We start from the raw sequence: 25111 nt of genomic DNA, 5'->3' as shown, positions 1-25111 counted from the left end.
CTACCGTGGATCCTCCGCAGCGAACCGCTGCGGACGAGCGGGCCGCGCACCCTCCCCAGGCTCGTCGGGTTAAGCTTGTCGCATGGCTCGGCGACAGCAGCCCCTGAGCCGCGCGGCGCGCACCGCCCGCGGCGTCATTGGTGCTGCCCTTTCGACGGTGCTTGCGGCTGCTTCTCACTCGCTCGCCGGCGGTGAGATCTCCGCGTTCGCCGTCGTGATCACCGCGATCATCGCGTTGCCGTTCTGTGTCGCACTTGCGGGTCGTGTCGCCTCTGTGTGGCGGGTCGGCCTCGCTGTCGGAGCAAGCCAGTTCCTGTATCACTGGGCATTCGCCGGTATTGGCGTTTCGGGCGCGCTCGCGACACCGTCGGCGTTCCCGATGGGCTCGCACGCGGCTCACCTCGCGTCGCTTGAGCGCTTTGTACCTGATGTTGTCGAGGCAGGATCAGCCGACGCCCTCATGTGGGTGATGCACGCCATCGCAGCGGTCCTTTCTACGCTGCTCGTCGCGCGGGGCGAGCGCGCCGCGCTCGCGCTTGGCCGGACGATCCGCCGGGCGCTGCCGCAGCCGTTCAGCCTCGCCGCATTTGAGCGCCGTCCCGATGTGGCGGTGCGCCGCGAGGCGCCGGTGCTCCGGAACCAGATCCTCTCGTTCGTTTCCTGGTCGCTACGCGGCCCACCGCTCGTACCTGCGTCGCCCAAGTACTAGCAAGTAATAGGAAACGATCTCCCGGTTTTCCCGGGAAGAGACAGGACCACCTATGCATACGCATACCCAAATCCAGGCTGCTTCACGGTGGCCGAAGGCGGCAGCAGCGACACTTATCGCTGCCATGATTGGCTTCGCCTTCACAGTGTTCCTCGCGCCAATATCTCCCGCGCAGGCACACGATCAACTCATTGACGTCGCTATTGAGACGGCCGAGAGCGGAGAAGCATCTTCGCTCAAGCTCACCTTCAGCGACAACGTCCTCGAAGTTGGCACCGAGATCCATGTGACAGCACCGGATGGGGGCGACGCAGCGAACGGGCTTCCCACGTTCAACGGCCGCGATGTCACCCAACAGTTTGCGACTCCGATGGCTGACGGCAACTACAAGTCAGCCTGGCGGGTCGTGTCGAGTGACGGGCACCCGATCGAGGGTGGCTTCACGTTTGACATTGTTGACGGCAAGGCCGGGGACATCAGCCCGTACACGGGCGAAGCAGAGGCAACACCCGAGGAGCAGCCGGAGACCGGCACCCCCGAGGGTTCTGAGAACTCCGACGGAGCAGGCCTCGCGCTTCCGCTCACGATCGCTGCCGCGGCAATTGTCGCCGTAGCGGTCGCAATCCCAATGTTTATTCGCATGCGCAAGAGCGCATCATCCGCGGAGGGCAACGACCCCCGCGCACACGAGGAGTAATCCATGTTCAACACATACCGCACCAAGCGTTCGCGCCGTGCGGCGGTAGGTCTTGCCTCCGCCGCCGCAGCACTCACCCTGGCACTCGTCGGCTGCTCCCAGTCGGAGGACTCCACAACACCTCCCGCGAGCTCATCGGAGCACGACACGCAAACCGTCGTCACCGCACAGGACATGTGGGTGAAGGCAACCGATCCAGACATCACCCCGGGCGAAGCGATGAGCGGCGTCTTCGGCACGCTTGAGAACCACGGTGACGAGAACCTTGTCATCACGGATCTCAAGAGCGATGCGGCGGACGTCGTCGAGCTCCACGAGGTTGTCGACGGCAAGATGCGCAAGATCGAGGGCGACGTCACCGTCCCCGCAGACGGGTCGCTCCTGCTTGAGCCTGGTGCGAACCACATCATGCTCATGCAGATCACCAAGCCGCTGACTCCGGGCGATGACGTCACGGTCACGCTGACGTTCTCCGATGGCTCAACACTCGAGATCGTCGCGCTCGTCAAGGACACCAGCGGTGCGAATGAGAGCTACGAAGACATCGACGGGGACGAGGCGATGGACCACGGCGACATGGACATGTCAGGTGACGCCGACGCGATGGACCATGGCTAAAGATCCACTGGAAAACACTGATCAGCTCGAGGCAGATCAGCAGGCTCGTCGCCTGAGCCGCCGCGCCCTCCTCACGGGGGGCGCGGTCGGCGCCGGCCTTGGCGCGCTCATCGGCGGCGCTGGCGGCGCGTTTGGAGGTTTCTCCCTCGGTCGTGCAGACGCTTCGGCCAGCGCCCGATTTGACGACACCACTGAGCCAGCACTGAGCGTAACCGGAGACGAGCCTGGATTTGGTGGTGAAGCACTCCCCTGCCACGGGGAACACCAGGCGGGGATCGTCAGCGTTCCTGCGACCAACGTCAGGCACATCGCATATCGGCTGCGTGACGAGACGGACCGTGCATCGCTCGCGGGCATGTTCCGTGTCCTCACCGGCGACATCGAGGCGCTAACCGCTGGCGTCGGACCGCTTGCCGACCCGGAGCCAGAGCTTGCGGCCCGTCCCGCCCGTCTCTCCGTTACCGTCGGCGTTGGCGCAGGCCTTGTCGACAGAGTTGATCCACGATTGCGCCCCGCGTGGCTCGCACCGCTTCCCAAGTTCGAGCACGATGAACTGGGGCACGGCTTTGACGGCGGGGACCTCCTGCTGATTGTGCAAGCTGACGATCCGCTTCCCGTGGCGCACGCCGCGCGCATGCTCCACCGCGACCTCGACCGGTTTGCAGAGGTCGCATGGGTGCAGCAGGGCTTCAGGCAGTCTCGTGGCTCTGAGGCCAGTGACCACACCATGCGCAACCTCATGGGTCAGGTTGACGGCACCGTCAACCCGACGCCTGAGGAAGACGATTTTGATGAGGTGATGTGGGTCGACCGCGGCGACGGGCAGGCCTGGCTCGCTGGGGGCTCGGCGTTTGTGCTCAGGCGCATCCGCATGGAGCTCGACAGCTGGGATCGCGTGGATCGTCCCGGCCGTGAACAGACGATGGGCCGGACGCTGAGCGACGGAGCGCCGCTCACGAACCCCACCGGCGGGGAACACGCCCCGGTGGATTTCGATGCGAAGAATGCGCTCGGGCTCCCGGTCATTTCTTCGGCCGCCCATATTCGGCGCGCGCACTCAGTGGATCGTCGAGAACGCATCGTTCGTCGAGCGGTGAACTACGACGATGGGAACGAGGCAGGCCTCCTGTTCGGCTGTTTCCAGCGCAATCCGCTCACGCAGTTCGTTCCCATCCAGCGTCGTCTCGATGAGGCGGATCTGCTCAATGAGTGGGTGACCCACACCGGGTCTGCGGTGTTCGCGGTTCTCCCAGGGTTCAAGAGCGGCGAGATTCTGGGCGCGACTCTGCTCGCGTAGCACCCGCCAGTTCGTGGTTCGGGGGTCGGTGATTTGGCCCCCGAACCACGATGCCTGGGGTCTGCGCCCGCCTGCTGCGCGCGCGATAGCGCGGAGCGGTCGCGCTAGCGCACCCTCGGCGTATCGCCGGCGTCGTCCTGCGCGGCGTCATAGGCCTCACGAAACCTCACGATCTCCCGCTGGTGCTGCGACGCCCACTCGGCGACCGCCATCACCGGGCCAACGAGCGTGCTGCCAAGCTCGGTGGCAGCGTATTCGACGCGCGGCGGAATCTCCGCGTAGACCGTTCGGGTGACGAGGCCATCGCGTTCGAGCTGCCGCAGCGTGAACGTCAGCATCCGTGAAGAAATCCCGCGCGTCATGCGTTTGAGCTCCGTGAACCGGTATGGGCCCTGCTGCAACATTCCGATGAGCATCATGCTCCACTTGTCGCCAACTCTGCCGAGAATTGAACGGAACAGCTCGGCCTGCTCTTCGTCGAGAGCGCAGAAGCGCTCCATGGTTACGTCGAACGCGGATGGATCATCCTCTGCGCCCGCTGTGTGCGCTGGCATCCGATGCGATGCAATCGCTCCATGTGTTTCCGTCATCTGCATTCCTCAGTGTTCGCTGCCGCTGGTGACCCCACCGGTTACACCGGCGTTACTCAGACACGTTGCGGTGCCTGACCCTTCATAGCCGATACTTACTCACTGTATCTCAGTTACTAATAGTTACCTTTGGAGTAGATCTCGTGCTTGCACTCACCATCATCACCTGGACCCTGTCTGGGATCCTCTCGCTCATCTTCCTCATGGCCGGAGCCATGAAACTTGTGAAACCTCATGCAGATCTCCCCATGGTCACGCTGCAGGCGCTCACGCCAACAGCGGTGAAGCTCATCGGAGCGGCAGAGGTGCTCGGCGCGGTCGCTCTGATCGCCGCCCCGCTCACTGGGATCCTGCCCGTGCTCGCCCCGATCGCCGCCATTGGCCTTGCACTCACCCAGCTCTTCGCGATCTTCGCGCACAAGCGAATCGATGAGCCCATCCGGACAAACCTTGTGCTGCTGTTGCTCGCCCTCGCCGTGACGGTGCTCGGTTTCGTCAGGCTCTGACCGGGTTCTCACTCTCAAAAAACGCAAATGATATGGTTGAAAGGTTGCTAGCCGACGGATGGTTGAGATTTGACAATCTCCCACCAGCGCTGGACACCACAACTCGGCCGACGAAACGCCAGCCAGGGAGCACCGGTTGCAGTCAACCGGTGCGGTGCACAGCTGTGCCTGAATGCGCGGCTAGCGACCACAACAGAGTGAGGAAGCGTAGTTACGTGAGTGAGAAGAAAAGAGTCGCAATCATCGGGTCTGGCCCGAGCGGAATGGCCCAGCTCCGCGCATTCGAGTCGGCAGAGCGTCAGGGTGTAGACATCCCAGAGCTCGTCTGCTTCGAGAAGCAGTCTGACTGGGGCGGCCAGTGGAACTACTCCTGGCGCACCGGCCTCGACGAGTACGGTGAGCCCGTCCACTCGAGCATGTATCGCAATCTCTGGTCGAACGGCCCGAAGGAGGGCCTGGAGTTTGCCGATTATTCGTTCGATGAGCACTTTGGGCGCCCGATCTCGTCGTATCCCCCGCGCGAAGTCCTCTGGGACTACATCGCTGGCCGCCTCAAGCACAGCGATGTGCGCAAATATGTTCGCTTCACGACCGTCGTCCGCCTGGTAACGTTCGACGAGAGCACTCAGCTATTCACCGTGACGAGTGAGCACCTGCCGTCAGGAGAAACGACGACGGAGACATTCGATCACGTGGTCGTGGCCAGCGGCCACTTCTCGTTCCCGTTCACCCCCGAGGTACCGGGTATCGAAACGTTCACCGGGTTCATCACCCATGCTCACGACTTCCGCGGCGCAGAGTCACTCGCAGACAAAGATGTGCTCGTCGTTGGCTCGAGTTACTCAGCCGAAGACATTGGCAGCCAGGCATACAAGATGGGCGCGCGTTCCGTCACCGCAAGCTACCGCACCGCACCGATGGGTTATGCCTGGCCGGATGGCTTCGAGGAGCGGCACAGTGTCGAGCGCTTTGAGGGCAACACCGCCTTCTTCCGCGACGGCACTTCCAAGCACATCGACGCCCTCATCTTCTGCACCGGCTACGTCCACAAGTATCCCTTCCTGCCAAAGGACCTCGCTGTTTCCGGGCCAAACACCCTGTATCCAGAGCACCTGTACCGCGGCGTTGTCTGGGACGGCAACCCCGCCCTGTTCTACGTTGGCGCGCAGGATCAGTGGTTCACGTTCAACATGTTCGATACCCAAGCCTGGTATGTCCGTGACCTCATTCTTGGACGCTCCCAGATGCCCGATGCTGAGGAGCGCGCCGCATCCATGGCACAGTGGCAGAGCCGCTACGCCGCGACACCAACGAACTCCGCTGATCAGATTCGGTATCAGGCCGACTACGTTCGCGACCTGATGGATGCAACCGACTACCCGGAGTTTGACATCGACGAGGTCAGTGACACGTTCATCAGATGGTCGAAGGACAAGCGTGAGAACATTCTCGGGTACCGCGACATCTGCTACCGCTCGGTTATGACCGGCACGATCGCTGCACCCCACCACACCCCGTGGCTCGAAGAACTCGACGATTCACTCGAACGCTACCTCTCCCCAGGCAACCCAAGCCGGGAGCCCGCTGGAACGCAGGCGTAGCGCCATCCTCGCAGCGCGCGAGGCACCAGAGTCTCGCGCGCTGCTTTGGGGCTTGGAAATTCTGGTGCCGCGGCAGTAGAGTCGAAGCAGCGGCCGCGCTTTTCCTAGCATCCGCGACGATTCGCGCGGGGCCTCGCTGGCTCGCATCTCCCTCAACGCTGAAGGATTCCATGACCGCCACCAGCCCTCAAGGAAACACACGCCGAAGCGTCGCTGCCGCCCTCGCGTTCGCCCTCTCCATCGGGCTATCGCTCATCCCCGCGCAGGCAGCGCTCGCCGATCCGGGTGCCGCTGCGCCGATTGATGGGGCGCAGACGTCTGGCGACAGCATGTTCCCGAACGTCGGCAATGGCGGCTACGACGCTCTCGACTACGACGTGAGCATTTCCTGGTCCCCAGACGCCGAGCAACGAGGATCGCTCCTCGCTGGCAGCATTACGCAAGCTACGACAACGATGACGGCGCGAGCAGACCAACCACTCAGAACCTTCTCGCTCGACTTCGAGGGCATGGAGGTCGACGCCGTTAGCGTTAACGGCCAGGCCGCGGCATGGGAGCGCATTTCAGATGCCGCGACAATAACGCACAAGCTTGTTGTGGAGCCGCAAGTGCCCGTGTCAGGCGAGTTCGCAGTCACCGTCGATTATCACGGTGTCCCGGTCACGCACATCGATGCAGACGACTCCGCTGAGGGGTGGAGCCCGACGCATGACGGCGCGATCCTCCTCGGCCAGCCCGTCGGCATGATGGCGGGTTTCCCGCACAACAACACCCCGGGTGACAAGGCGACCTATACGTTCGCGATCGACATCCCGTCAACGCTCGCCGATGCAGACGGTTCCAACCCCGGACCGGCGGCAGCGGTCAGCAACGGCGAGCTGCACAGCAGAGTCCCTTCAGCTGATGGTGCCCGCACGACCTGGAAGTGGCGCCAGGACAAGCAGATGGCGTCGGAACTCGCCATCATCGGTATTGGGCGGTACGACATCATCGAGTCGACTGTCTCCCTAAGCGATGGCCGCACGATTCCGAGCTGGTCATTCATCGACTCTGAGCTGAGCGAGGCCGACAAAACCCTCGTCCTGAAGCGCATCAATGACATCGAGGCCGTCACACGGAACCTTGAATCAGTTTACGGACCCTACCCTGGCAACAGCACCGGCGTCGTCGTCGATACCGTTCCAACGGAGATCAATTACGCGCTCGAAACCCAGGATCGCTCCTTCTTCCCGTCACCGCGTTCTCTCGCAAGCAATACGTTCCTCCACGAACTCGTGCATCAGTGGTACGGCAACAACGTCTCACCAAGTACTTGGACCGATATTTGGATCGCGGAGGGGATGGCGTCATGGGGCCCGACCCACTACAACAGCGCGAACGGCTTCGGCACCGGGGGCACAACAGAGAAATCCTACTTCGATGCGTGGAACCGCATGCCAGCATCGTCCGCCAACTGGAAGATCCCTCCCGGCGCTCAGACGGACTCCGCAACGGTCTACGGCTACCAGACGTACACGCGCAGCGCACAGTTCTGGGAGGCGCTGAAGATCGCGATCGGCGACGACGTGTTCTTCACGCTGCTGCCGGAGTGGCAAGCCCGGTACGGGGGCACGAGCCAGAGCGGGGCCGAGCTCAAAGCGCTCGCCGAGGAGCTGTCCGGTCGCGATCTCACGGCTTTCTGGGACGCGTGGATCATGACGCCGGAAAAGCCCGCTTGGCCGGAGAAGCTCACCGCAGAGCTGAGCACTCCCGCTGAAGGCGCGGAAGCCGAGCGCGGCGATGAGCTGAGCTACACTCTGGTCGCGGACAACACCGGGATGGTCGATCTAGAGACGTCGGTGGTCGCGGTCGACGTCTCGTCGCTGCTGCGCAGCGCCGACCTCGAGAATCCGCTGCCTGCCGGGCTGGTGCTTGACGGTACAACCCTCAACTGGGCAGTGCCAAAGACCGCGCCTGGAGCGCAGGCGTCGCTCACTTTTGGGGCGACGGTCACCGCATCCGCCTCTGGCGGGTCGATCGACGTTGCTGCCAGCGTCGCAACGCTTGGCGGCACGTGCACTGAGTGCGCCACAAGCCTGAGCATTGCGGAGTATGAGATCTCGCCGGCGCCGGCGCCGACCCTCAGTGGTGAGCCCCGAGTTGGTGCGACCCTCACGGCTCATCCAGGGTCGTGGCCAGCGGACACCAAGCTCAGCTTCCAGTGGGAGATTGCAGGGGCTACTGTGTCTGGTGCGACAGACGCCTCGTTCGTCGTACCCGCCTCGGCGCTTGGGCGCACCGTGGCGGTCTCCGTGACCGGCGTTCGGCCAGGTTTTCTCCCGACGACCGTCTCGAGCACGCCCTCGCCCAAGATACAGGGGGCCGCGACCGATCCTGGGCCGGGAGTCACCCCGAAACCGGACGAGACAGAAACTGTTCCGCCAGCCCTCGATGCACTCACAGCCGCGCTCGAAGGCGCGATCACGTTCCCGCGAACCGTTCACCCAGGCGAGCGGATCACCGTTGGCATTCGCTCGGAACTGGCCGGTGAGAGAGTCGAAGCTTGGCTCTTTTCAGATCCGCGACACATCGGTTCAGCGTCGGTCCGCGCAGACGGGAGCATCGAGTTGACCGTGCCAGCTGACACCGAGATCGGATCGCACCGGCTGGTCATCGCCACTCCGGGCGGCGACGTCATTGGGTGGGGCCCGATCACCGTGGAGGCGGCTGCCGTGGCCGCAACCGGCGACTCTATCCCTATTCTCGGTGGCGCCGTCGGAGCGATGCTACTCATTGGCGGTGCAGCGGTGCTCCTCGCGCGGAGACTGGAGCGCACTCCGTAGGGAGCACGGCGCTAGCCCAGCCCATTTGGGGGCTCAGTGAGAGGGGCAGGCCACTCTATGCTCGCTGTGCGAATGCCGTCTCGTAGAGCAGCACACTCGCTGCGGTCGCGAGGTTCAGCGACTCAGCCTCGCCAAAAATTGGCAGCTTGATTGAGCGGCCAATCACGGCTCGCTCTGTCTCCCCGAGCCCGCGCGCCTCGTTACCGAACACCCACGCGACGTTCCCGCGGAGCTGCTCGCGCGCGTCTGTCACCTCCGTGCCGCGGACGTCGGCCGCGATGGTCTCCAGTCCGGCAGCCTGCGCGGCCTCGACGACCTCGCTGAGTGAAGCTGCCGTGGCGACTGGCAGGTGGAAGAGCGATCCGGTCGTGGAGCGCACCACCTTTGGGTGCCACGGGTCGATTGACTCCCCCGAGAACACGACGGCGTCTGCTCCCGCCGCGTCGGCGGCGCGCAGCACCGTTCCCGCGTTGCCCGGATCGCGGACCTCGTGCAGGATCGCGACGAGTTTCGCGCCGGCGAGCGCTTCGGTGAGCGTTATCTCTGGGATGCGCGCGACCGCAACCACACCCTGCGGTTGGACGGTCTCGGCCATCGCGGCGAGCACCTGAGGAGTCACGCGCTCGATCTCGACTCCCGCTTGTGCGGCAAGGTTATCGATCTCGAACTGCCACGCTTCATCCCCCGTCGTCGCATAGACCACGTCGGCGAGCCGGGGGCGGTAGGCGAGCAGCTCGCGCACAGCCTGCGGGCCCTCAACAAGAAATCGGCCCGTCTCGTTCCGTTCCTTCTTCTTCGCGAGCGACGCGACGCGCTTGACGCGCGGGGCCTTAGGGTTCTCAATGAGTTCATGCACGGATCAAGCCTACCCGTGGCCGGCTACGCTGCTTGCCTGAATACCCAAAAACCCCGCCACCGCAGAAGCGGGGCGGGGTTTCTTGGAGAGCTACTTACGCAGCAACCTTCGGTGCCGAAGTGTCCTCGGGGAGGGCCTTCTTGGCAACCTCGACGAGCGTCGCGAACGTCGCTGCGTCGTTGGTTGCGAGCTCGGAGAGCATGCGACGGTCTACCTCAACACCGGCAAGGCCGAGGCCCTGGATGAAGCGGTTGTAGGTGAGGCCGTTTGCGCGTGCGCCAGCGTTGATGCGCTGGATCCACAGGCGACGGAAGTCACCCTTGCGCTTGCGACGGTCGTTGTACGCGTAAACGAGCGAGTGCGTGACCTGCTCCTTGGCCTTACGGTACAGGCGCGAACGCTGTCCGCGGTAGCCGGAGGCGCGCTCAAGAATTACGCGACGCTTCTTGTGGGCGTTGACGGCCCGCTTTACTCTTGCCATTTCAGTTCTTCCTTAACAGAGATAAGTTGTGGGGCCGGCTTAGAGGCCGAGGAGCTTCTTCGCCTGCTTCGCATCACCCGGTGCGAGCGCCTGATCGGCGTTCAGGCGGCGCTTGCGGCGCGAGGACTTCACTTCAAGGTTGTGGCGCATGCCGGCCTGCTGCTTCATCAGCTTGCCGGAGCCAGTTACCTTAAAGCGCTTCTTGGCCCCCGAGTGGGTCTTCTGCTTTGGCATCGGTTTTCTCCTTGTTGTGGTGCACCGCCTGGGCGGCTGCGTCATGGGCGCGCGGGGATACTCGATCCCCGCGCCGCCACGGGTCTTATTCGGCGGTGGTGTTCTCGGCCGGCTTCTCAGCGCGGCGGCTCGCCTTTTCCTCGGCGCGACGAGCGTTCTGCTCAGCCTTCGCTTCGGACTTATTCTTCACGGGGGCGATGACCATCACCATGTTGCGGCCATCAATCCGAGGGTTCGACTCGACGGTGCCGTATTCGGCAATGTCCTCGGCGAACTGCTGCAACAAGCGCACACCCTGCTCCGGACGCGACTGCTCGCGGCCACGGAAGAGGATCATTGCCTTTACCTTGTCGCCCTGCTCAAGGAAGCCGACCGCACGCTTCACCTTCGTGTCGTAGTCGTGCGTATCAATCTTCAGGCGGAAACGAACCTCTTTGAGGACGGTGTTCGCCTGGTTGCGACGTGCTTCCTTCGCCTTCTGAGCTGCCTCGTACTTGAACTTTCCGAAGTCCATGATTTTGGCAACGGGAGGCTTTGAGTTCGGGGCGACCTCAACGAGATCGAGATCCGCCTCCTGGGCAAGGCGCAGGGCGGTATCGATGGGCACGACTCCGACTTGCTCGCCACTGGGTCCTACCAGTCGCACCTCGGAAACGCGGATTCGGTCATTCGTACGGGGCTCGCTGATCGCCTGCTCCTCTGATCTCATGTGATTAAGACTGCTCGACGGTGTCGAGGCTCACGGAAGCGAGATCGGGAACGCAAATGTACCCACACCCTTTAGCTGCCGCGTGAGCGGCGGAGTGCCAACTACCCGGTAACCTTAAGAGGTGCCGGGTGGGAGAAATTCCTCTTCCGTAGTTCCGGCAAGTTTGCCGATAACCTCAGCAAGCTTAGCACACCGATTGCAGACACAGACAGGGGCGCTTTTCATGAGCGAGCAGGACACCGCAGCGGCAGCACAGCCAACGGACCACGACGCGGTTTATCCGGACGGCGATGAGGCTACGCAGGCCGTTCGCGATATCGCAGACGTCGCAGCCGTTGAGGTGATTACCACCGCCGCCGTCCACCTCCTCAGCGCTGCAGCAGTGAAGGTCGGCCTTGCAGACGATCCAGACAACCAGATCGATCTCGATGAGGCTCGCAAGCTCATTAACGCGCTCGCCGGGCTCATCACCGCAGGTGCCCCAGAGGTGAGCGACATGCACGCTCGCAGCCTCCGCGACGGCCTCCGCTCAGTGCAGCTTGCGTTCCGTGAGGCCTCCCCCATCCCCGACGCGATCGGCAAGGGACCTGGCGAGAAGTACACCGGCCCCGTCAACTAATCGCATTCCCGTGCCCCGGGGGTATTGGCGCACAGCGTGCCGATTCCCTCGGAGCTCCGGGCGGTGGCGTCACCCGAGCACGGGCGTCTGGGCGAGCGGATCCCGACCCCGCGCCGTGTAGGGCGGCAGCGGCCCTCCCATCCGAGGAGCCTCCCACAGGTCGATGCCAGCGTCGACCGCGAACGCATCAATCTCGGCGAGCTCTTCGGCGGTAAAGGATGTGTGCGAGACCGCGCCGAGGTTTTCGGTGAACTGTTCCGCACTACTCGCCCCGGCGACGAGGCTCGTCATCCGCTCATCTCGGAGCGCCCAAGAGATGGCGAGCTGGGCGAGCGACTGCCCGCGGCGCGCAGCGATATCCGCTAGGCCACGTAGCCGTTCGACGACCACGGGCGTGAGGGCCTTGGTCGTGAACGATCCGCCATCAGCCGCCCTGCTCCCCTCGGGAATGCCAGCGAGGTACTTGTCAGTGAGCATGCCCTGCGCCAGCGGGCTGAAGCCGATGACTCCGAACCCTTCGTCAGCAGCCACGTCGAGCAGCCCGTCAGTCTCCACCCACCGGTTCATCATCGAGTACGAGGGTTGATGGATCGCGAGCGGCGTGCCGAGGTCGCGGAGCAGCCGAGCCATCTCGCGGCTGGCAGCAGCGCTATATGAAGAAATACCCACGTAGTGGGCGCGCCCTGAGCGCACAACGAAATCGAGCGCTCTGGCGGTCTCCGATGCGGGCGTCCCCGGATCAGGTCGATGGTGATAGAAGACGTCGACCCGTTCGACACCGAGCCTCCCGAGCGAGCGATCTAGGCTCTCAACCAGGTACTTCCTGCTTCCGCCTGAACCAAACGGACCGGGCTGCATGTCCCATCCGGCCTTCGTGGAGAGCACGATCTCGTCGCGGTGCGCCGCCAAGTCTTCTCGGAGGATGCGCCCGAGCGTAATCTCAGCCTGCCCTGCGAGCGGCCCGTAGTTATTTGCGAGGTCGAAGTGGAAGACTCCGCTGTCGAACGCGTCGAGCACTGTGGCACGCTGCACGGCAGGGTCGCGGTCGCTTCCAAAGTTCTGCCACAGCCCAAGGGAGAGCGCGGGAAGCTGCAAGCCGCTCCTCCCCGAACGGCGAATGGGGGTGCTGTCGTATCGGTCTTGCGAAGCAACGTAGCTCATAGCGACAGCCTAGTGCCGGGCGGATCCGGCACGGAAGAGCTGCCTCGCGCGAGCGGTTCGCTCCGCGCGTGGTGCCGGGCAGCACCGGCGGCGCATCCCGCAAAACCACGAGTGGCCCGCGCGCCTGAGAGTAGGGAAGAATGGGGGCATGTCGTCCCCCACCGCCGCACCCGACCACGGCGCCCGGCGGGGTGAGTCCCTCAAGGGCATCCGCGATTCGCTCGGTGTGGGAATCGCCATTTTCCCGCTCGGCGTCGCGCTCGGCATCCTCGTCGTACAGGCCGGACTCCCGCTGTGGGTTGCGCCAGCGCTCTCGATTGTCATTTTCGCCGGCTCTGTCGAGCTGCTGCTCGTCGGCATGCTCGCAACTGCGGCACCACTCATCACGATCGCCGTTACCGTGTTTGCGCTGAACTTCAGGCATGTGTTCTATGCGCTGTCTTTCCCGCTCTCCAGGGTGCGGCAGGGTCTCCCCCGCGCATACTCCGTCTACGCGCTGATCGATGAGGCGTACGCGACGTACGTGCTGATGCCCCCTGACAAACTCACGAGCAGGCGCATCGTGAGCGGGCAGCTTATGATGCAGCTCTATTGGGTGGGAGGCGGTCTCCTCGGGATCGGGATCGCCTCAGCACTTCCTGCACCCATCGAGGGTTTCGAGTTCGCGCTAGCGGCCACGTTCACGGTCATGACGCTCGACGCGGTGCGTTCTCGCAGGCAAGTCCCCTCGGCCCTGCTCGCGGCCCTCGCCGTCGCCGCCGCACTGACCGCGTTCCCCGAGAATACGATGCTCGCCGCGCTCATCATCTTCGCCGCTCTGCTCGCCGTACGCTACGCGGTCGAGGCTCGACGGCAGCGCGAGCAGGAGACCGACGCATGACCTGGTACCTCATCGCAGCGATTGCGATCGCCGGCATCATCACCTTCCTGCTCCGGGCGCTCCCATTCGCGATGCTCAAGCCGCTTCGCCGCTCGAAGTTCGTGCGCTCGCTGGGAGAGTGGATGCCCGCCGGCATCCTGCTGATCCTCGCGGTGGTTGTGCTGCGCGACGAGATCGTTGCTCGCGGCAGCGATTGGTGGATGGCGCTCGTTGCTACGGCTGTCACTGTCGCCGTGCATCTGCTCGGCGGACGGCGGGTCTTGCTCAGCATTGCGGTCGGCACCGCTTGCTACGTCCTCCTCGTCAACCTGTTCTAGCGCGACGCATCGCGGCGCCCTGACGGGAGACCGTCAGTGGCGCCGCGATGTTGCGCGGAACACTAGCGGTGCGGGATTCCCGCGATCATGCCGCCGTCGACCACGAACTCAGCCCCGCTCGTAAACGATGAGGCTTCGCTTGCGAGAAACACGATCGTTCCCACCAGGTCTTCGGGAACGCCCGGCCGCCCAAGCGGAATATCGAGCTTCTCGGGGTCGATCCGCGCCGACATAGCGGTGGTGATGTACCCGGGGTGGACTGAGTTCACCCGAATACCAGCCGGGCCGAGCTCTACAGCGAGTGACGCAGACATGCCGCGTACGCCGAATTTCGCAGCCGTGTAACCGTGCAGTCCGGGGCTACCGCGCATCCCCTCGACGGAGGAAATGTTGATAATTGATCCGCCGCCCTGTCCTTTCATCACCGGCACAACGGCGCGGCAACCAAGGAACACTCCGGTGAGGTTCACGGCGATCACGGCATTCCACTTCTCGAGCGTGAAATGCTCGATCGGCGCCGCGTTGGCGATACCCGCGTTGTTCACGAGCACGTCGAGCGAACCGAAGGCCGCAACGGTAGCGTCCACAGCGGATGCCCACTCGGCTTCCTCCCGCACATCGAGCGCAACGAACCGTGCGCCGTCACCGAGTTCTGCTGCGAGCGCCTCGCCCTCGTCCGTGAGCACGTCAGCGAGCATGACGCGTGCGCCGGCAGCGTGCAGCGCCCGCGAATACGCGGCGCCGATGCCGCGCGCGCCGCCAGTGACCAGTACGACTTTGCCTTCCAAGGTGATCATGGCGCGACCTCCACAACGACACGACCAACGGTATTTCCGGTCGCGAGCGCGGTGAGTGCTGCTGGCGCCTCGGCGAACGGGACCGTGTGGTCAACGACGGGCGAGATTTTTCCCGCCTCAAACAGCTTGATGAGTTCCTCGTGCGCCTCGGCCACGAGCTCTGGGGCACGCTCCTGGTAGAGCCCCCAGTAGAGGCCGAGGACCGCGTAGTTCTTGATGAGTGGCCGGTTCATTGCGAGCTCCGGAATTGTTCCGCTCGCGAACCCGATGACCACGATGCGCCCCTCGAACGCGATCGACCGGGTAGAGGCTTCGAACGCCGCCCCGCCAACCGGGTCGAATGCGACATTTGCGCCTCGCCCCTCCGTGATTCGCTTCACCTCTGCCGCAACATCGTCGCTTCGCAGCACGACGTGTTCTGCCCCGGCGTCACGGACGACTTGCGCCTTTGCCTCGGAGCCAACGACTCCGATCACTCTCGCGCCAGCTGCGACTCCGAGCTGCACGGCCGCCGCGCCGACTCCGCCCGCTGCGGCGTGCACGAGTAGCCACTCTCCCGACTGAATCTGGGCCCTGCGATGAAGCGCAAACCATGCCGTCTGATAGGCGATCATGAGCCCAGCCGCCCGCACGTTGTCGAGCGACTCTGGGATCCGCCGCACCGCGTTTGCCGGAACGGCCGCGTACTCAGCAAGCACTCCAATCATCGGCACCACGATGCGTTCCCCGACGCTCAGTCCGGTCACGCCCTCACCCAGCTCGGCCACGGTTGCGCTGCACTCGACCCCGGGGGTAAACGGAAGCTCAGGTTTGACTTGGTACTCACCGCGCGCGAGCAACACGTCAGGGAAGTTCGCTGCGACCGCGCCTACGCGGACGAGCACCTCCCCTGCGCTCGGGCGGGGAGTGGGGACGGTGGTGAGTGTCAGCGCCTCTGCTGGCTCACCGAGCGTTGTGACGCGCCAAGCTTGCATCGTCTCCGGCGCTTGTGTATTCGACATCTGCTCTCCTTAGGCTAGACATAAAGAGGTCGGTGATATGCACTGCTGTCAGCGTCCTGTCCTCCGGTTTCTCTTCCGAGTACCAGTAGGAGAGATAGTGAACGTCGCTGAAGAAGTGGGCGATGAGAACTGCGAGAGGAATGTCGTCTCGGTACTTCCCCTCGCGCTGCCCCCGCCTCACGAGGGCAGCGAACTCATCGTTGTACGCGCGACGGCGGCGCACAACTTCCTTCCGCCTCGGCTCAGAGAGCATGTCCATGCTTCGAAAGAACACGGTGCCCTCTGCGAGGTATTCGATTGAGGTCTCGAGTACGTCGACGCAGGCGGCTCGAAGCACGTCGTCGACATCACCACCGGCCTCGATGATTGCGTCGAGGTTGTCCTTTTGGAGAGAGAGCAACGAGTCGTAGATGCCGAACAGCAGATCGTCTTTGGACTCGAAGTAGTGGTACATCGCACCCTTCGTGACACCCGCTCGAGCGACAATGTCTTGAACGCTGGTGTTCGCGTAGCCGCGTAGCGCGAAAAGCTCAACCGATGCACGAATGACGTCTGTGGCTACCTGAGATTGCTTCATTCGAGCCATTCTTCCCTACTGCTCACGCCCGCCGAGAACCCCGGCTGGCACTGGTCCTGGTTAGAGGATGGGTCGGATGCTGCCGCCGCCATCGATCGGAACGGTCTGGCCGGTGATCCACGCCGCGTCAGCTGACAGCAGGAACGCAACGGGACCGGCGATGTCCTCGGGCTCGCCAAGCCTGCCGAGCGGGTAGGCTGCAGACACTTCTGCTTCCTGCCCCTCATACAGGGCGCGCGCGAACGCCGTCTTCACGACCGCCGGCGCGACCGCATTCACGCGGATCTTGGGCGCAAGCTCGAAGGCGAGCTGCACCGTCAGGTTCATCAGTGCCGCCTTCGAGATCCCGTAGAAGGCGATCCCCGGGCTCGCTCCAAGCGCGGACGCTGACGAAATATTCACGATGCTCGAGCGAAGCCCCGCGGCGACCGCGTCCCGGCTCCAGTCCAGTGATGCGATGACGTTGACGTCGAGAATCTTGCGAGCAGCACCCGCGTCTACGTCGACGATCGGCCCATACACAGGGTTGATGCCGGCGTTGTTCACGAGGTGGTCAAGCCGCCCGTGCCGTTCTGCAACGTGCGCAAATACCGCGGCGCGGTGCTCCGTGTCGTCTGCGCGCCCGGCCACGCCGGTTGCATTCGGCCCAAGCCCAGCGACGGCCTCGTCGAGCGCCTCCTGATTGCGGCCGGTGATAATCACGGATCCACCCTCTGCGACAAGTCGCTGAGCGATTGCGAGCCCGATTCCTCGGCTCGCGCCGGTAACAATGGTGACCGTTTCAGCGAAACGAGATGTAGTCATGGCGCCTCCTTGCGTCGTGCATACCGTCCAGTCGGTATGACTACCCTAGCACCGGTCACCCCACTCGCGCACGGAGCGCAACACCCTTCGGTAACTAATGCAACAATCGCATACCGTCCGGTCGGTATTTGATGTACTGTGATGCCACGAACGACACGAAGAGGTGCCGATGAAGTCTCAACTATCCAACCCAGCACAGACCACTCCCCGACTCGAGGTGGAGCAGCTCACCGTAAAGTTTGGTGGGCTGACCGCGCTCGATGACGTCACTTTCGACGTCAGACCGAGCGAAGTTGTCGCCCTGATCGGCCCAAACGGCGCGGGGAAGACGACGGTTTTCAATGCCGTGTGCAGTCTCCTGCGGAGTTCGGGCTCCATCAGGATCGACGGCAGCACCGTTCCGCGGAAGACCCCGCAGCTCGCGCGGCTTGGCCTTTCGCGGACGTTACAGGGGCTCGGCCTGTTCCCGACCATGACCGTGGCTGAGAACGTGCGGGTCCCGGTCGCCTACCGGAGAAACGCGGACGAACTCGTCGGCGCTCAGCTCGAGCGACTCGGTCTGAGCAGCATCGCCACCCGCCCGGTCGGCGAACTCCCCTTCCCGGACAGGAAACGGGTCGCGCTTGCCCGCGCTTTAGCAAACGATCCGTCGCTACTCCTCCTCGACGAGCCAGCCGGCGGTCTCAGCGTCGAGGACATCGACTCACTCAGCGACACGGTCAGGGACATTGCATCAAGCGGCAGGTCCGTTCTTCTCGTTGAGCATCACGTCGACTTCGTCATGGGCCTCGCCGACCGCATCGTCGTTCTCGACTTCGGCAGGGTCATCGCGCGCGGAACACCTGACGAGATACGCGCGGATCCGCGAGTTGAGGAGGCCTACCTCGGCGTCGCAGCAACCAACGGAAACGGCAGCGGCCCACGGACCGGAGCACACGCATGAACACAGAGACACAGCTCGGAGCCGCGCTCACCATCTCGGACCTCACCGTTGACTACGGTGGCGGGCCCGTGCTCCATGGAGTGAACATGGACCTTGTCCCTGGCGAGGTTGTCGCCCTTCTCGGCGCGAACGGTGCAGGCAAGACAACGCTCCTCGGCGCGTTAACCGGCCGAGTGCCGGTGTCTGACGGCAAGTTGATTTTCGACGGCACCGACCTCCGGCAACTTCGCACCGAAGACCGCGCGCGACTGGGCCTGGCGCTCGTTCCCGATGGCCAGAGCATCGTCGCGGAACTCACGGTCGAGGAAAATCTGCGGCTTGGAGCGCTCTGGCGGCACCAGGGGCATGCCCGCGAGCGCGCCATTCGAGGGATCTACGAGATGTTCGAACCGCTCGAGCGCCGCAAGCATGCCGATGGACATCAGCTTTCCGGCGGCGAGCGCCAGATGCTCGCCCTTGGACGGGCACTCATAGCGGAGCCCCGGCTCATAGCGCTCGATGAGCCGTCACTTGGGTTGGCCCCGCTCGTAGTCGTTCAGATCATGCGCACTCTCCGCGCAACGGCCAAGGAGCGCGGTTTGACGGTGCTCCTTGCCGAACAAAACGTCACGGGAGCACTCTCGATAGCCGATCGAGGCATCGTACTCAATCTCGGCAGGGTGGTTGTGGACGCCGAGGCATCCACGCTCGCGGACGATGCCGCCCTGCGACACGCATACCTGGGGTTCTGATGGATAGATTTACGTTCCTTTTCGCAACCGGACTCGCGCGCGGAGCGATCTTTGCACTGTTCGCGCTCTCGCTCGTGTTGATCTGGCGGGCTACCCGAATCATCAACTTTGCGCAGGGCGCCATGGCGCTCGTCGCGACCTACGTTGCATTCGCCGTCACTGGCGCGACAGGGAGTTACTTCACGGGATTCGCTGCCGGGATCCTCGCCGGGGCGCTCATGGGCTTCATCGTCGAGCGCGGAGTGATGCGCTTCGCGCCGCAGTCCTCGCATCTCACCGGCGTACTCGCAGCGATAGGGATAGTGATGGTGCTGCAGTCGCTGCTCGGGATATTCTTCGGAGCGCAATACCGGGCCATGCCAGCACCGTTCGACCGCAGCGCGATCGTCGTCGGCGGCGTGCCCTTACTCTCACCAAACGACCTCTTCACCATTGGGGTGACCCTCGTCGTGATGATCGGTCTTGCCATCGTGTTTACGCGCACGTCGCTCGGACTGCAGCTTCGCGCGTCGGCGTTTGCGCCAGCCGTATCCAGGCTGCTCGGGGTCAGGGTTTCCCGAATGACCACTGTCGGCTGGATGCTCTCGAGCGCGGTCGCGGCGCTCGCGGCGATTCTGCTCGTCCCCACTGAACTCGGGTTGAACCCCCACGCGACAGACATGCTCTTCGTGTACGCGTTCGCAGTTGCCGTGATCGGCGGCCTAGATTCCCCCCTCGGGGCACTCGTCGGCGGCCTAATCGTGGGGGTGGCGATGAGCTTGCTCACGGGATATCTCGGGGCGACAGTCGCGCCGATCGGAGTGCTCGTGCTGCTCGTTCTCATCCTGGTCGTTAGGCCAGGAGGGGTGTTCTCTACTCGGAAGGAGCGCAGCGCATGAACCGCGTATTGCCCTCACTGCGCGGTAACAGCCGCATCATTCTTTTCGGTGCGATCCTCACCGTGCTCGCTATCGCAGCGACGTTTGCTCTCGACCCGTACCGGAATTTCCAGTTTGCGACGATCGCAGCCTACTTCTGTGTGGCTGCCGGACTCACACTCCTCATCGGGCAGAGCGGTCAGCTCTCTCTCGGGCATGCCGCGCTCATGGCCTCAGGCGGGTACGGATACGCCCTCACGGCGAACGCGCTCGCTGCCGCCGACATCGGAGGGCTCCCGCGGTTCCTCATCGCGCTCCTTGCAGCCATGCTCGTCGCCGGGGTGCTCGGACTGTTGCTCGGACTCGCAGCGGCCAGGCTCCACGGCCCGTACCTTGCCGGGATCACGCTGGCCCTCGTTGTGGCGGTGCCAGCGGTGGCAGCGACGTTCAAGGCGCTCGGAGGCGATCAGGGGCTACCGAGCCCCTACCAAGGTGTTCCCGATCCGCTCCGCAGCCTGCTGGCCACTGAGCAGTGGCACGCGTGGGTGGCAGTCCTCGTCGCCGGAGTGCTCGTCACCTGGCTCGCAGTGCTGCGCGAGGGATCCTTCGGACTGAGGATGCGCGCGGTGCGAGACGACGAAACCGCCGCACGCCTCAACGGCATTCCGGCAGGCAGGGTAAAGGTCAGTGCCTTTATCGTGAGCGCCGTCTCAGCAGGTGCTGGCGGAGCATTGCTCTGCTTCATCACCCAGTCAGTGAGCCCTGGCGCGTACACGCTCCCGTTCTCGCTGCTGCTCGTGGTGGCCGTTGTCTTGGGGGGACTTGGCAGCATCGGCGGAGCGGCGCTTGGCTCCGTGCTCGTCGTGATGCTGCCGTGGCTCATCACTTGGGGCACCTCCCAGTTCTCGCTCTCGGCGGATCTCACGCAGCGTCTCACAGGCAACCTGCCAGTACTCGTCTTCGGTGCGCTGCTCACGGTGACGATCCTCGTGCGCCCTGGCGGACTTGTCGACCTGCTCCCCAAGCGAGGGACGAGGAACGCAACGGTCAGCCCGCAGCAACCCAAACGAAAACAGCGGAGCAGGGACATCTCCGCAACATAGGAGGCAGCCATGGTTTCAAGACGATATCGCCCCCAACGCACGCTTCTCGCAGCGACGGCTGCTTTCGGCCTGCTCCTCGCAGGCTGCAGCACACCGGCAACCACCGACGATGCGGCGACGCCCGGTGTCACCGACGACGTCGTGAAGATCGGCACTCACACCGCCCTCACTGGCCCTGCTGCTCCCGGATACACCGTAATCTCTTCGGCCGCGCGCGCGTATTTCGACTATGTGAACGACAGCGGAGGTGTTCACGGTCGCACCATTGAGTACATCATCAAAGACGACGCCTACAACCCCGCGAACACCCAACGCGTCGTCAGGGAGCTCGTCCAGGAAGACGAAGTCTTCGCCATCTTCAACGGCCACGGCACGCCGACCCACGCTTCAGTCGTCGACTACATCAACGAAAACGAAGTACCCGATCTCTTCGTCGCATCCGGCTCGACGCTACTCAACCAGCCGGACAAATATCCCTACACGTTCCTCCTCATCGCCAGTTATATTGCCGAGGGCGCGGCACTTGCCCAATACGCGGTCGACGAGAACCCAGGTGCAACCGTGTGCGTGCTCGGGCAAGACGATGACCTCGGGGAATCGATCCTCGATGGCGTGAAGCTCGTCCTCGGGGAGGACGGAATTGCCCACACCGTGCAGTACGCGACGTCCAACCCCGATCTCACCGCCCAGGTCGGTGCGATGCAGACCGCGGGCTGCGAAGTCAACATTCTCGCGTCGCTCACCCCGTATACGGCGCTCGCTTTGGGATCCGCCGCCCGAATCGGCTGGTCGCCGCAGTGGTTCGTTACCTCGGCTGGAAACGACCACGCAACGCTCGTCGACATACTCGGCGCAGACTCGGATCTCACCGAGGGGCTCGTCGGTGTGAACTATCTTCCCTCCGCGGCTGGCGACAGTGAGTGGATCGAGCTCTTCAGAGAGATCAATGACGACTACAACGACAGCGCCCAGTTCAACGGCAACGTTGTCTTCGGGATGAGTGCGGCCTACCTCTTCGTCGAAGCGCTCGCGGCTGCCGGCGAGCAGCCCACTCGGGAATCGATCGTGGAAGCGATCAACTCAGGAAAGCTCAAGGGAAACGGCATCGCACCGCTCTCATACGCGCCAGACAACCACGGCTCCTACTTCACGCTCGGCGTCTCACTCGTCCAAGACCAAATCCAGGATTTCATCGGAGTCGCGTATACGACAGCCGGAGACACCGTGAGCAGGACGAAGATCGATCCCGTGCCCTTCGTGCCGAACGGCATCCCCGGGTGAGGAACGATCGTGCGTCGAAGGCACGCCGAACTCCCCCGCCTCGAGCACACACACACACACACACCCTTACGACAACGAGAAAATGAGGTGACCACCATGTCTCGCACCCCTCGACGACCCGGTACAGTCGCAGCTGTCGCCCTCGTATCCAGCGCGGCGCTGCTACTTACGGCCTGCAGCACGCCAGGCGGCCCGGCCGCTGACTCCCAGGCGACGCCAGGGATCACTGCGGACACCGTAACGATCGGCACGCACACGCCGCTCACCGGGCCGGCTGCCCCCGGCTACTCGTCGGTCTCTGCGGCTGCGCTCGCCTACTTCGCGTATCTCAACGACAACGGCGGCATACACGGCCGCACCATCGAGTACATCGTGAAGGACGACGCGTACAACCCTGCAAACACACAGATGGTCGTGCGCGAGCTCGTGCAAGACGACAACGTGTTCGCGGTGTTCAATGGCATCGGCACAGCGCCACACACATCAGTGCTCGACTACCTCAACGAGAACGAAGTCCCCGATCTGTTCGTCGCGACGGGCTCACGGAATTGGAACCAGCCAGAGAAATATCCGTACACCTTTCCCTTCAATGCCGACTATGCGGTTGAGGGGGCTGCCCTCGCGCAATACGCGGCAGACGAGTACCCGGGTCAGAACGTTTGCGTGCTCGGGCAGGACGACGACCTCGGAGGTTTCATTCTCGAGGGTGTCGAGGGCGCGATCGGGCCGGAAGCGGTCACCCTCGCTGCGGAGTATTCGACGTCGAACCCCGACCTCACCGCGCAACTCAGTGCGATGCAAGCCGCCGGCTGCGAGGTGAACATCCTCGGGACGATCCCCGCGTTCACCGCACTTGCGCTCAGCACCGCCGCCCGGATCGGTTGGGATACACAGTGGTTCGTCACCTACGTCGGGCTCGATCAAACAACGCTCCTAGACATCCTCGGAGAAGCTGAAGGCCCCTCCCTCTTAGAAGGGCTCGTCGGGGTGAACTACCTCCCGATGACCGGAGGCGACAGTGAGTGGGTCGCACTTTTTCGTGAGATCAACGACACCTACAATGCGGGTGCTCCGTTCACCGAAAATGTTGTGTTCGGGATGAGCGTTGCCTATCTCTTTGCAGAAGCGCTCGAGAAAGCCGGGGAGACACCGACGCGCACGGGAATCCTCGATGCCATTCGCTCCGGCGAGCTTCGGGGCAATGGTGTGACGCCGCTCTCGTTCGGGCCCGACACCCACGGCTCATACTTCACTGTCGGTGTCGTCACCATCGAGGGCGGGAAGCAGGACTACATCGACGTCGCATACGAGATAGAGAACGGCGTTGCCACGCGTACCGCGTTAGACCCCGTGCCTTTTGTCCCTCGCGGGATCCCGGGAGGACAGTAGCCCGCGCCGCCCTGTTTGGATCTTGCAACCGTGCATCCACCACTGAGACAACGCCGAACATGGCTTTCCGAAAGAGCGCGGCGAATCTCCTTGCTGAGGCCTTCGAAACAGCAGAGCCGCGACCTGCACGTGCCCGGCTCATACTCCAACTCCAGTTTCCTCACCCCGATTTACCGACCTCGCAATCGAAGGAGCCAGACCATGAAATCACAGAAAAACAAGACCTTGCTTGTGCCCATTGCGGCGCTCGCCGCCCTCGGAATCGCGCTCTCCGGGTGCAGTACACCGTCGAGTTCCAACGGGGATGGCGTGGCCGCGTCTACACCGGGTGTCACTGATGACACCGTGACGATCGGAACCCACACCCCGCTCACGGGACCGGCCGCGCCAGGCTACTCGCAGGTGTCGGCCGCGGCGCTAGCGTACTTCGATTACGTCAACGACAACGGCGGCATTCACGGCAGGAACATCAAGTACATCGTCAAGGACGACGGGTACAACCCCGCGAACACGCAGATGGTCGTACGCGAGCTGGTGCAAGACGACGAGGTATTCGCCATTTTTAATGGTCTCGGAACACCGCCGCACACCTCGGTCATTGACTACCTGCATGACAACGACGTCCCTGATCTCTTCGTTGCCTCGGGGTCGACCACCTGGAATCAACCCGAACAGTACCCCAATATGTTCCCGTTCAACGCTGACTACGTCGTCGAAGGATCGGCGCTCGGGCAGTACGCCTCAGACGTCTATCCGGGCGAGAAGGTGTGTTTCCTTGGCCAAGACGATGATCTGGGCGGGGATTTGCGCCGCGGCGCCGAGATCGCGCTCGGCGACAACGCCCTCGTGCAGGTCGAGGAATACTCCGCGTCGAATGCCGACCTGACCGCGCAGGTGGGTGCGATGAAGGCCTCCGGATGCGAGGTAGCGATCCTCGCAACCATTCCCGGGTTCACGGCGCTTGCGATGACGACCGCGGCACGCCTCGATTGGGAGCCGCTCTGGATCACGTCTTCAGTCGGCTCGGACTACCCCGTGCTCCTTGAGCTCTTGGGAGACGCTGGCCCCGCCCTCCTCGACGGGCTCATCGCGACCGGGTATCTGCAATCGGCGGAGGCCGACAACGGCTGGTCGCAGCTCTTCAAACAGATCAACGACGACTACAACGGTGGCGCGCCGTTTACGGGTGCGGTTTTCAACGGCATGAGCGCCGCCTACCTCTTTACCGAGGCACTCGAGGCGGCCGGAGAACACCCCACTCGCGAGTCAATCGTCGAGGCCGTTCGCTCGGGGAAACTCGTCGGCAACGGGATGACCCCCGTTTCATTCAGTGAGGAGGACTACTCCGCCTACCGCGCCGTCGGCATCGCAGTCATAGAAGACGGGCTACAGGACTTCACTGAGTACGCATACCGCCTCGACGGCGAGGTCGTCACGGCAATTGAGCTTGACCCCGTCCCGCTCGTCGGCAAGGGGATCCCGGGATCCTAAACCGCGCACACACGAGAGGGGGTTCCGGGCAGATACCCGG

The 25111-nt window shown here is 63.6% G+C and carries 27 protein-coding genes; 17 read left to right on the top strand and 10 right to left on the bottom strand.

The genetic code is table 11. From position 1 onward, the window contains the following. Nucleotides 1-82 precede the first annotated feature (82 nt). From SD72_RS00550 to SD72_RS00535, 4 genes are read left to right on the top strand one after another with little or no spacing between them, the layout of a single operon-like run. Nucleotides 83-709 carry a hypothetical protein gene (locus SD72_RS00550; protein WP_042542480.1) on the top strand — a complete coding sequence of 209 codons (627 nt, stop codon included), beginning with the start codon at nucleotides 83-85 and terminating at the stop codon, nucleotides 707-709. 52 nt (nucleotides 710-761) lie between these two features. Then, nucleotides 762-1406 (top strand): copper resistance CopC family protein, encoded by a 645-nt coding sequence (locus SD72_RS16685; protein ID WP_084766640.1) that lies wholly within the window; start codon nucleotides 762-764, stop codon nucleotides 1404-1406. Nucleotides 1407-1409: 3 nt separating this feature from the next. Then, nucleotides 1410-2024 (top strand): copper chaperone PCu(A)C, encoded by a 615-nt coding sequence (locus SD72_RS00540; protein WP_042542479.1) that lies wholly within the window; start codon nucleotides 1410-1412, stop codon nucleotides 2022-2024. After that, nucleotides 2017-3321, top strand: a complete 1305-nt coding sequence (locus SD72_RS00535) for a Dyp-type peroxidase (RefSeq protein WP_042542478.1) — start codon at nucleotides 2017-2019, stop codon at nucleotides 3319-3321. The genes SD72_RS00540 and SD72_RS00535 overlap by 8 nt, the downstream gene beginning before the upstream one ends. A gap of 104 nt (nucleotides 3322-3425) precedes the next feature. Here the strand turns inward: SD72_RS00535 and SD72_RS00530 are convergent, their stop codons facing one another. Continuing rightward, nucleotides 3426-3911 carry a winged helix-turn-helix transcriptional regulator gene (locus SD72_RS00530; protein ID WP_232299591.1) on the bottom strand — a complete coding sequence of 162 codons (486 nt, stop codon included), beginning with the start codon at nucleotides 3909-3911 and terminating at the stop codon, nucleotides 3426-3428. Between the two features lie 143 nt (nucleotides 3912-4054). On the opposite strand from SD72_RS00530, the gene SD72_RS00525 reads away from it, so the two are divergent. The 3 genes from SD72_RS00525 (at nucleotide 4055) to SD72_RS00515 (ending at nucleotide 8840) form a co-directional block, all read left to right on the top strand. After that, nucleotides 4055-4417, top strand: coding sequence for a DoxX family protein (locus SD72_RS00525; RefSeq protein WP_084766639.1), 363 nt, complete (start codon nucleotides 4055-4057; stop codon nucleotides 4415-4417). A gap of 263 nt (nucleotides 4418-4680) precedes the next feature. Continuing rightward, a complete protein-coding gene (locus SD72_RS00520) occupies nucleotides 4681-6018 on the top strand; it encodes an NAD(P)-binding domain-containing protein (RefSeq protein WP_042542477.1) in 1338 nt (445 codons plus the stop codon). A 170-nt stretch (nucleotides 6019-6188) separates the two neighbouring features. After that, nucleotides 6189-8840 (top strand): M1 family aminopeptidase, encoded by a 2652-nt coding sequence (locus SD72_RS00515; protein WP_052492346.1) that lies wholly within the window; start codon nucleotides 6189-6191, stop codon nucleotides 8838-8840. A 55-nt stretch (nucleotides 8841-8895) separates the two neighbouring features. Here the strand turns inward: SD72_RS00515 and SD72_RS00510 are convergent, their stop codons facing one another. The 4 genes from SD72_RS00510 to infC form a co-directional block, all read right to left on the bottom strand. Beyond that, nucleotides 8896-9696: a TrmH family RNA methyltransferase gene (locus SD72_RS00510; RefSeq protein WP_042542476.1), complete on the bottom strand. Its 801-nt coding sequence runs from the start codon at nucleotides 9694-9696 to the stop codon at nucleotides 8896-8898. A gap of 94 nt (nucleotides 9697-9790) precedes the next feature. Beyond that, nucleotides 9791-10177, bottom strand: coding sequence for a 50S ribosomal protein L20 (gene rplT, locus SD72_RS00505; protein ID WP_042542475.1), 387 nt, complete (start codon nucleotides 10175-10177; stop codon nucleotides 9791-9793). A gap of 39 nt (nucleotides 10178-10216) precedes the next feature. Then, a complete protein-coding gene (gene rpmI, locus SD72_RS00500) occupies nucleotides 10217-10411 on the bottom strand; it encodes a 50S ribosomal protein L35 (RefSeq protein ID WP_042542474.1) in 195 nt (64 codons plus the stop codon). A gap of 85 nt (nucleotides 10412-10496) precedes the next feature. After that, the gene (infC, locus tag SD72_RS00495; protein WP_084766637.1) at nucleotides 10497-11120 is read right to left on the bottom strand and encodes a translation initiation factor IF-3; all 624 of its coding nucleotides are present in this window, start codon (nucleotides 11118-11120) and stop codon (nucleotides 10497-10499) included. 223 nt (nucleotides 11121-11343) lie between these two features. On the opposite strand from infC, the gene SD72_RS00490 reads away from it, so the two are divergent. Continuing rightward, a complete protein-coding gene (locus tag SD72_RS00490) occupies nucleotides 11344-11739 on the top strand; it encodes a DUF1844 domain-containing protein (RefSeq protein WP_042542473.1) in 396 nt (131 codons plus the stop codon). Between the two features lie 69 nt (nucleotides 11740-11808). On the opposite strand, the gene SD72_RS00485 is transcribed toward SD72_RS00490, so the two are convergent. Continuing rightward, entirely contained in the window at nucleotides 11809-12900 is a 1092-nt protein-coding gene (locus tag SD72_RS00485; RefSeq protein ID WP_042542472.1) for an aldo/keto reductase, read from the bottom strand. Between the two features lie 148 nt (nucleotides 12901-13048). On the opposite strand from SD72_RS00485, the gene SD72_RS00480 reads away from it, so the two are divergent. Continuing rightward, nucleotides 13049-13780 (top strand): AzlC family ABC transporter permease, encoded by a 732-nt coding sequence (locus SD72_RS00480; RefSeq protein ID WP_042542471.1) that lies wholly within the window; start codon nucleotides 13049-13051, stop codon nucleotides 13778-13780. After that, nucleotides 13777-14097, top strand: coding sequence for a branched-chain amino acid transporter permease (locus tag SD72_RS00475; RefSeq protein WP_042542470.1), 321 nt, complete (start codon nucleotides 13777-13779; stop codon nucleotides 14095-14097). The genes SD72_RS00480 and SD72_RS00475 overlap by 4 nt, the downstream gene beginning before the upstream one ends. A 62-nt stretch (nucleotides 14098-14159) precedes the next feature. On the opposite strand, the gene SD72_RS00470 is transcribed toward SD72_RS00475, so the two are convergent. From SD72_RS00470 to SD72_RS00455, 4 genes are read right to left on the bottom strand one after another with little or no spacing between them, the layout of a single operon-like run. Then, nucleotides 14160-14894, bottom strand: coding sequence for a glucose 1-dehydrogenase (locus tag SD72_RS00470; protein WP_042542469.1), 735 nt, complete (start codon nucleotides 14892-14894; stop codon nucleotides 14160-14162). Beyond that, entirely contained in the window at nucleotides 14891-15895 is a 1005-nt protein-coding gene (locus tag SD72_RS00465) for an NADPH:quinone oxidoreductase family protein (protein WP_232299590.1), read from the bottom strand. Before SD72_RS00465 ends, SD72_RS00470 begins: the two co-directional genes overlap by 4 nt. Further along, nucleotides 15837-16472 carry a TetR/AcrR family transcriptional regulator gene (locus tag SD72_RS00460; RefSeq protein WP_042542467.1) on the bottom strand — a complete coding sequence of 212 codons (636 nt, stop codon included), beginning with the start codon at nucleotides 16470-16472 and terminating at the stop codon, nucleotides 15837-15839. Before SD72_RS00460 ends, SD72_RS00465 begins: the two co-directional genes overlap by 59 nt. A gap of 60 nt (nucleotides 16473-16532) precedes the next feature. Further along, nucleotides 16533-17276 (bottom strand): SDR family oxidoreductase, encoded by a 744-nt coding sequence (locus tag SD72_RS00455; RefSeq protein ID WP_042542466.1) that lies wholly within the window; start codon nucleotides 17274-17276, stop codon nucleotides 16533-16535. A 169-nt stretch (nucleotides 17277-17445) separates the two neighbouring features. Here SD72_RS00455 and SD72_RS00450 point away from each other — a divergent pair, with 169 nt between their 5' ends. From SD72_RS00450 to SD72_RS00420, 7 genes are all read left to right on the top strand, one after another. After that, entirely contained in the window at nucleotides 17446-18219 is a 774-nt protein-coding gene (locus SD72_RS00450) for an ABC transporter ATP-binding protein (RefSeq protein WP_042542465.1), read from the top strand. After that, on the top strand, nucleotides 18216-18950 hold the full coding sequence (locus SD72_RS00445; protein ID WP_042542464.1) for an ABC transporter ATP-binding protein: 735 nt from the start codon (nucleotides 18216-18218) through the stop codon (nucleotides 18948-18950). Before SD72_RS00450 ends, SD72_RS00445 begins: the two co-directional genes overlap by 4 nt. Then, nucleotides 18950-19828: a branched-chain amino acid ABC transporter permease gene (locus SD72_RS00440; RefSeq protein ID WP_042542463.1), complete on the top strand. Its 879-nt coding sequence runs from the start codon at nucleotides 18950-18952 to the stop codon at nucleotides 19826-19828. Before SD72_RS00445 ends, SD72_RS00440 begins: the two co-directional genes overlap by 1 nt. Then, on the top strand, nucleotides 19825-20910 hold the full coding sequence (locus SD72_RS00435; protein ID WP_042542462.1) for a branched-chain amino acid ABC transporter permease: 1086 nt from the start codon (nucleotides 19825-19827) through the stop codon (nucleotides 20908-20910). Before SD72_RS00440 ends, SD72_RS00435 begins: the two co-directional genes overlap by 4 nt. A gap of 9 nt (nucleotides 20911-20919) precedes the next feature. Further along, nucleotides 20920-22191: an ABC transporter substrate-binding protein gene (locus SD72_RS00430; RefSeq protein ID WP_042542461.1), complete on the top strand. Its 1272-nt coding sequence runs from the start codon at nucleotides 20920-20922 to the stop codon at nucleotides 22189-22191. A 96-nt stretch (nucleotides 22192-22287) separates the two neighbouring features. Next, nucleotides 22288-23580 (top strand): ABC transporter substrate-binding protein, encoded by a 1293-nt coding sequence (locus SD72_RS00425; RefSeq protein WP_042542460.1) that lies wholly within the window; start codon nucleotides 22288-22290, stop codon nucleotides 23578-23580. Nucleotides 23581-23781: 201 nt separating this feature from the next. Then, the gene (locus tag SD72_RS00420) at nucleotides 23782-25071 is read left to right on the top strand and encodes an ABC transporter substrate-binding protein (protein WP_042542459.1); all 1290 of its coding nucleotides are present in this window, start codon (nucleotides 23782-23784) and stop codon (nucleotides 25069-25071) included. Nucleotides 25072-25111: the final 40 nt, after the last annotated feature.

The sequence above is a fragment of the Leucobacter komagatae genome (genome assembly GCF_000834055.1).
GTDB lineage: Bacteria > Actinomycetota > Actinomycetes > Actinomycetales > Microbacteriaceae > Leucobacter > Leucobacter komagatae_A.
Note: the sequence above shows the minus strand (reverse complement) of the source record. Positions and strands in the feature narration are given on the sequence as shown.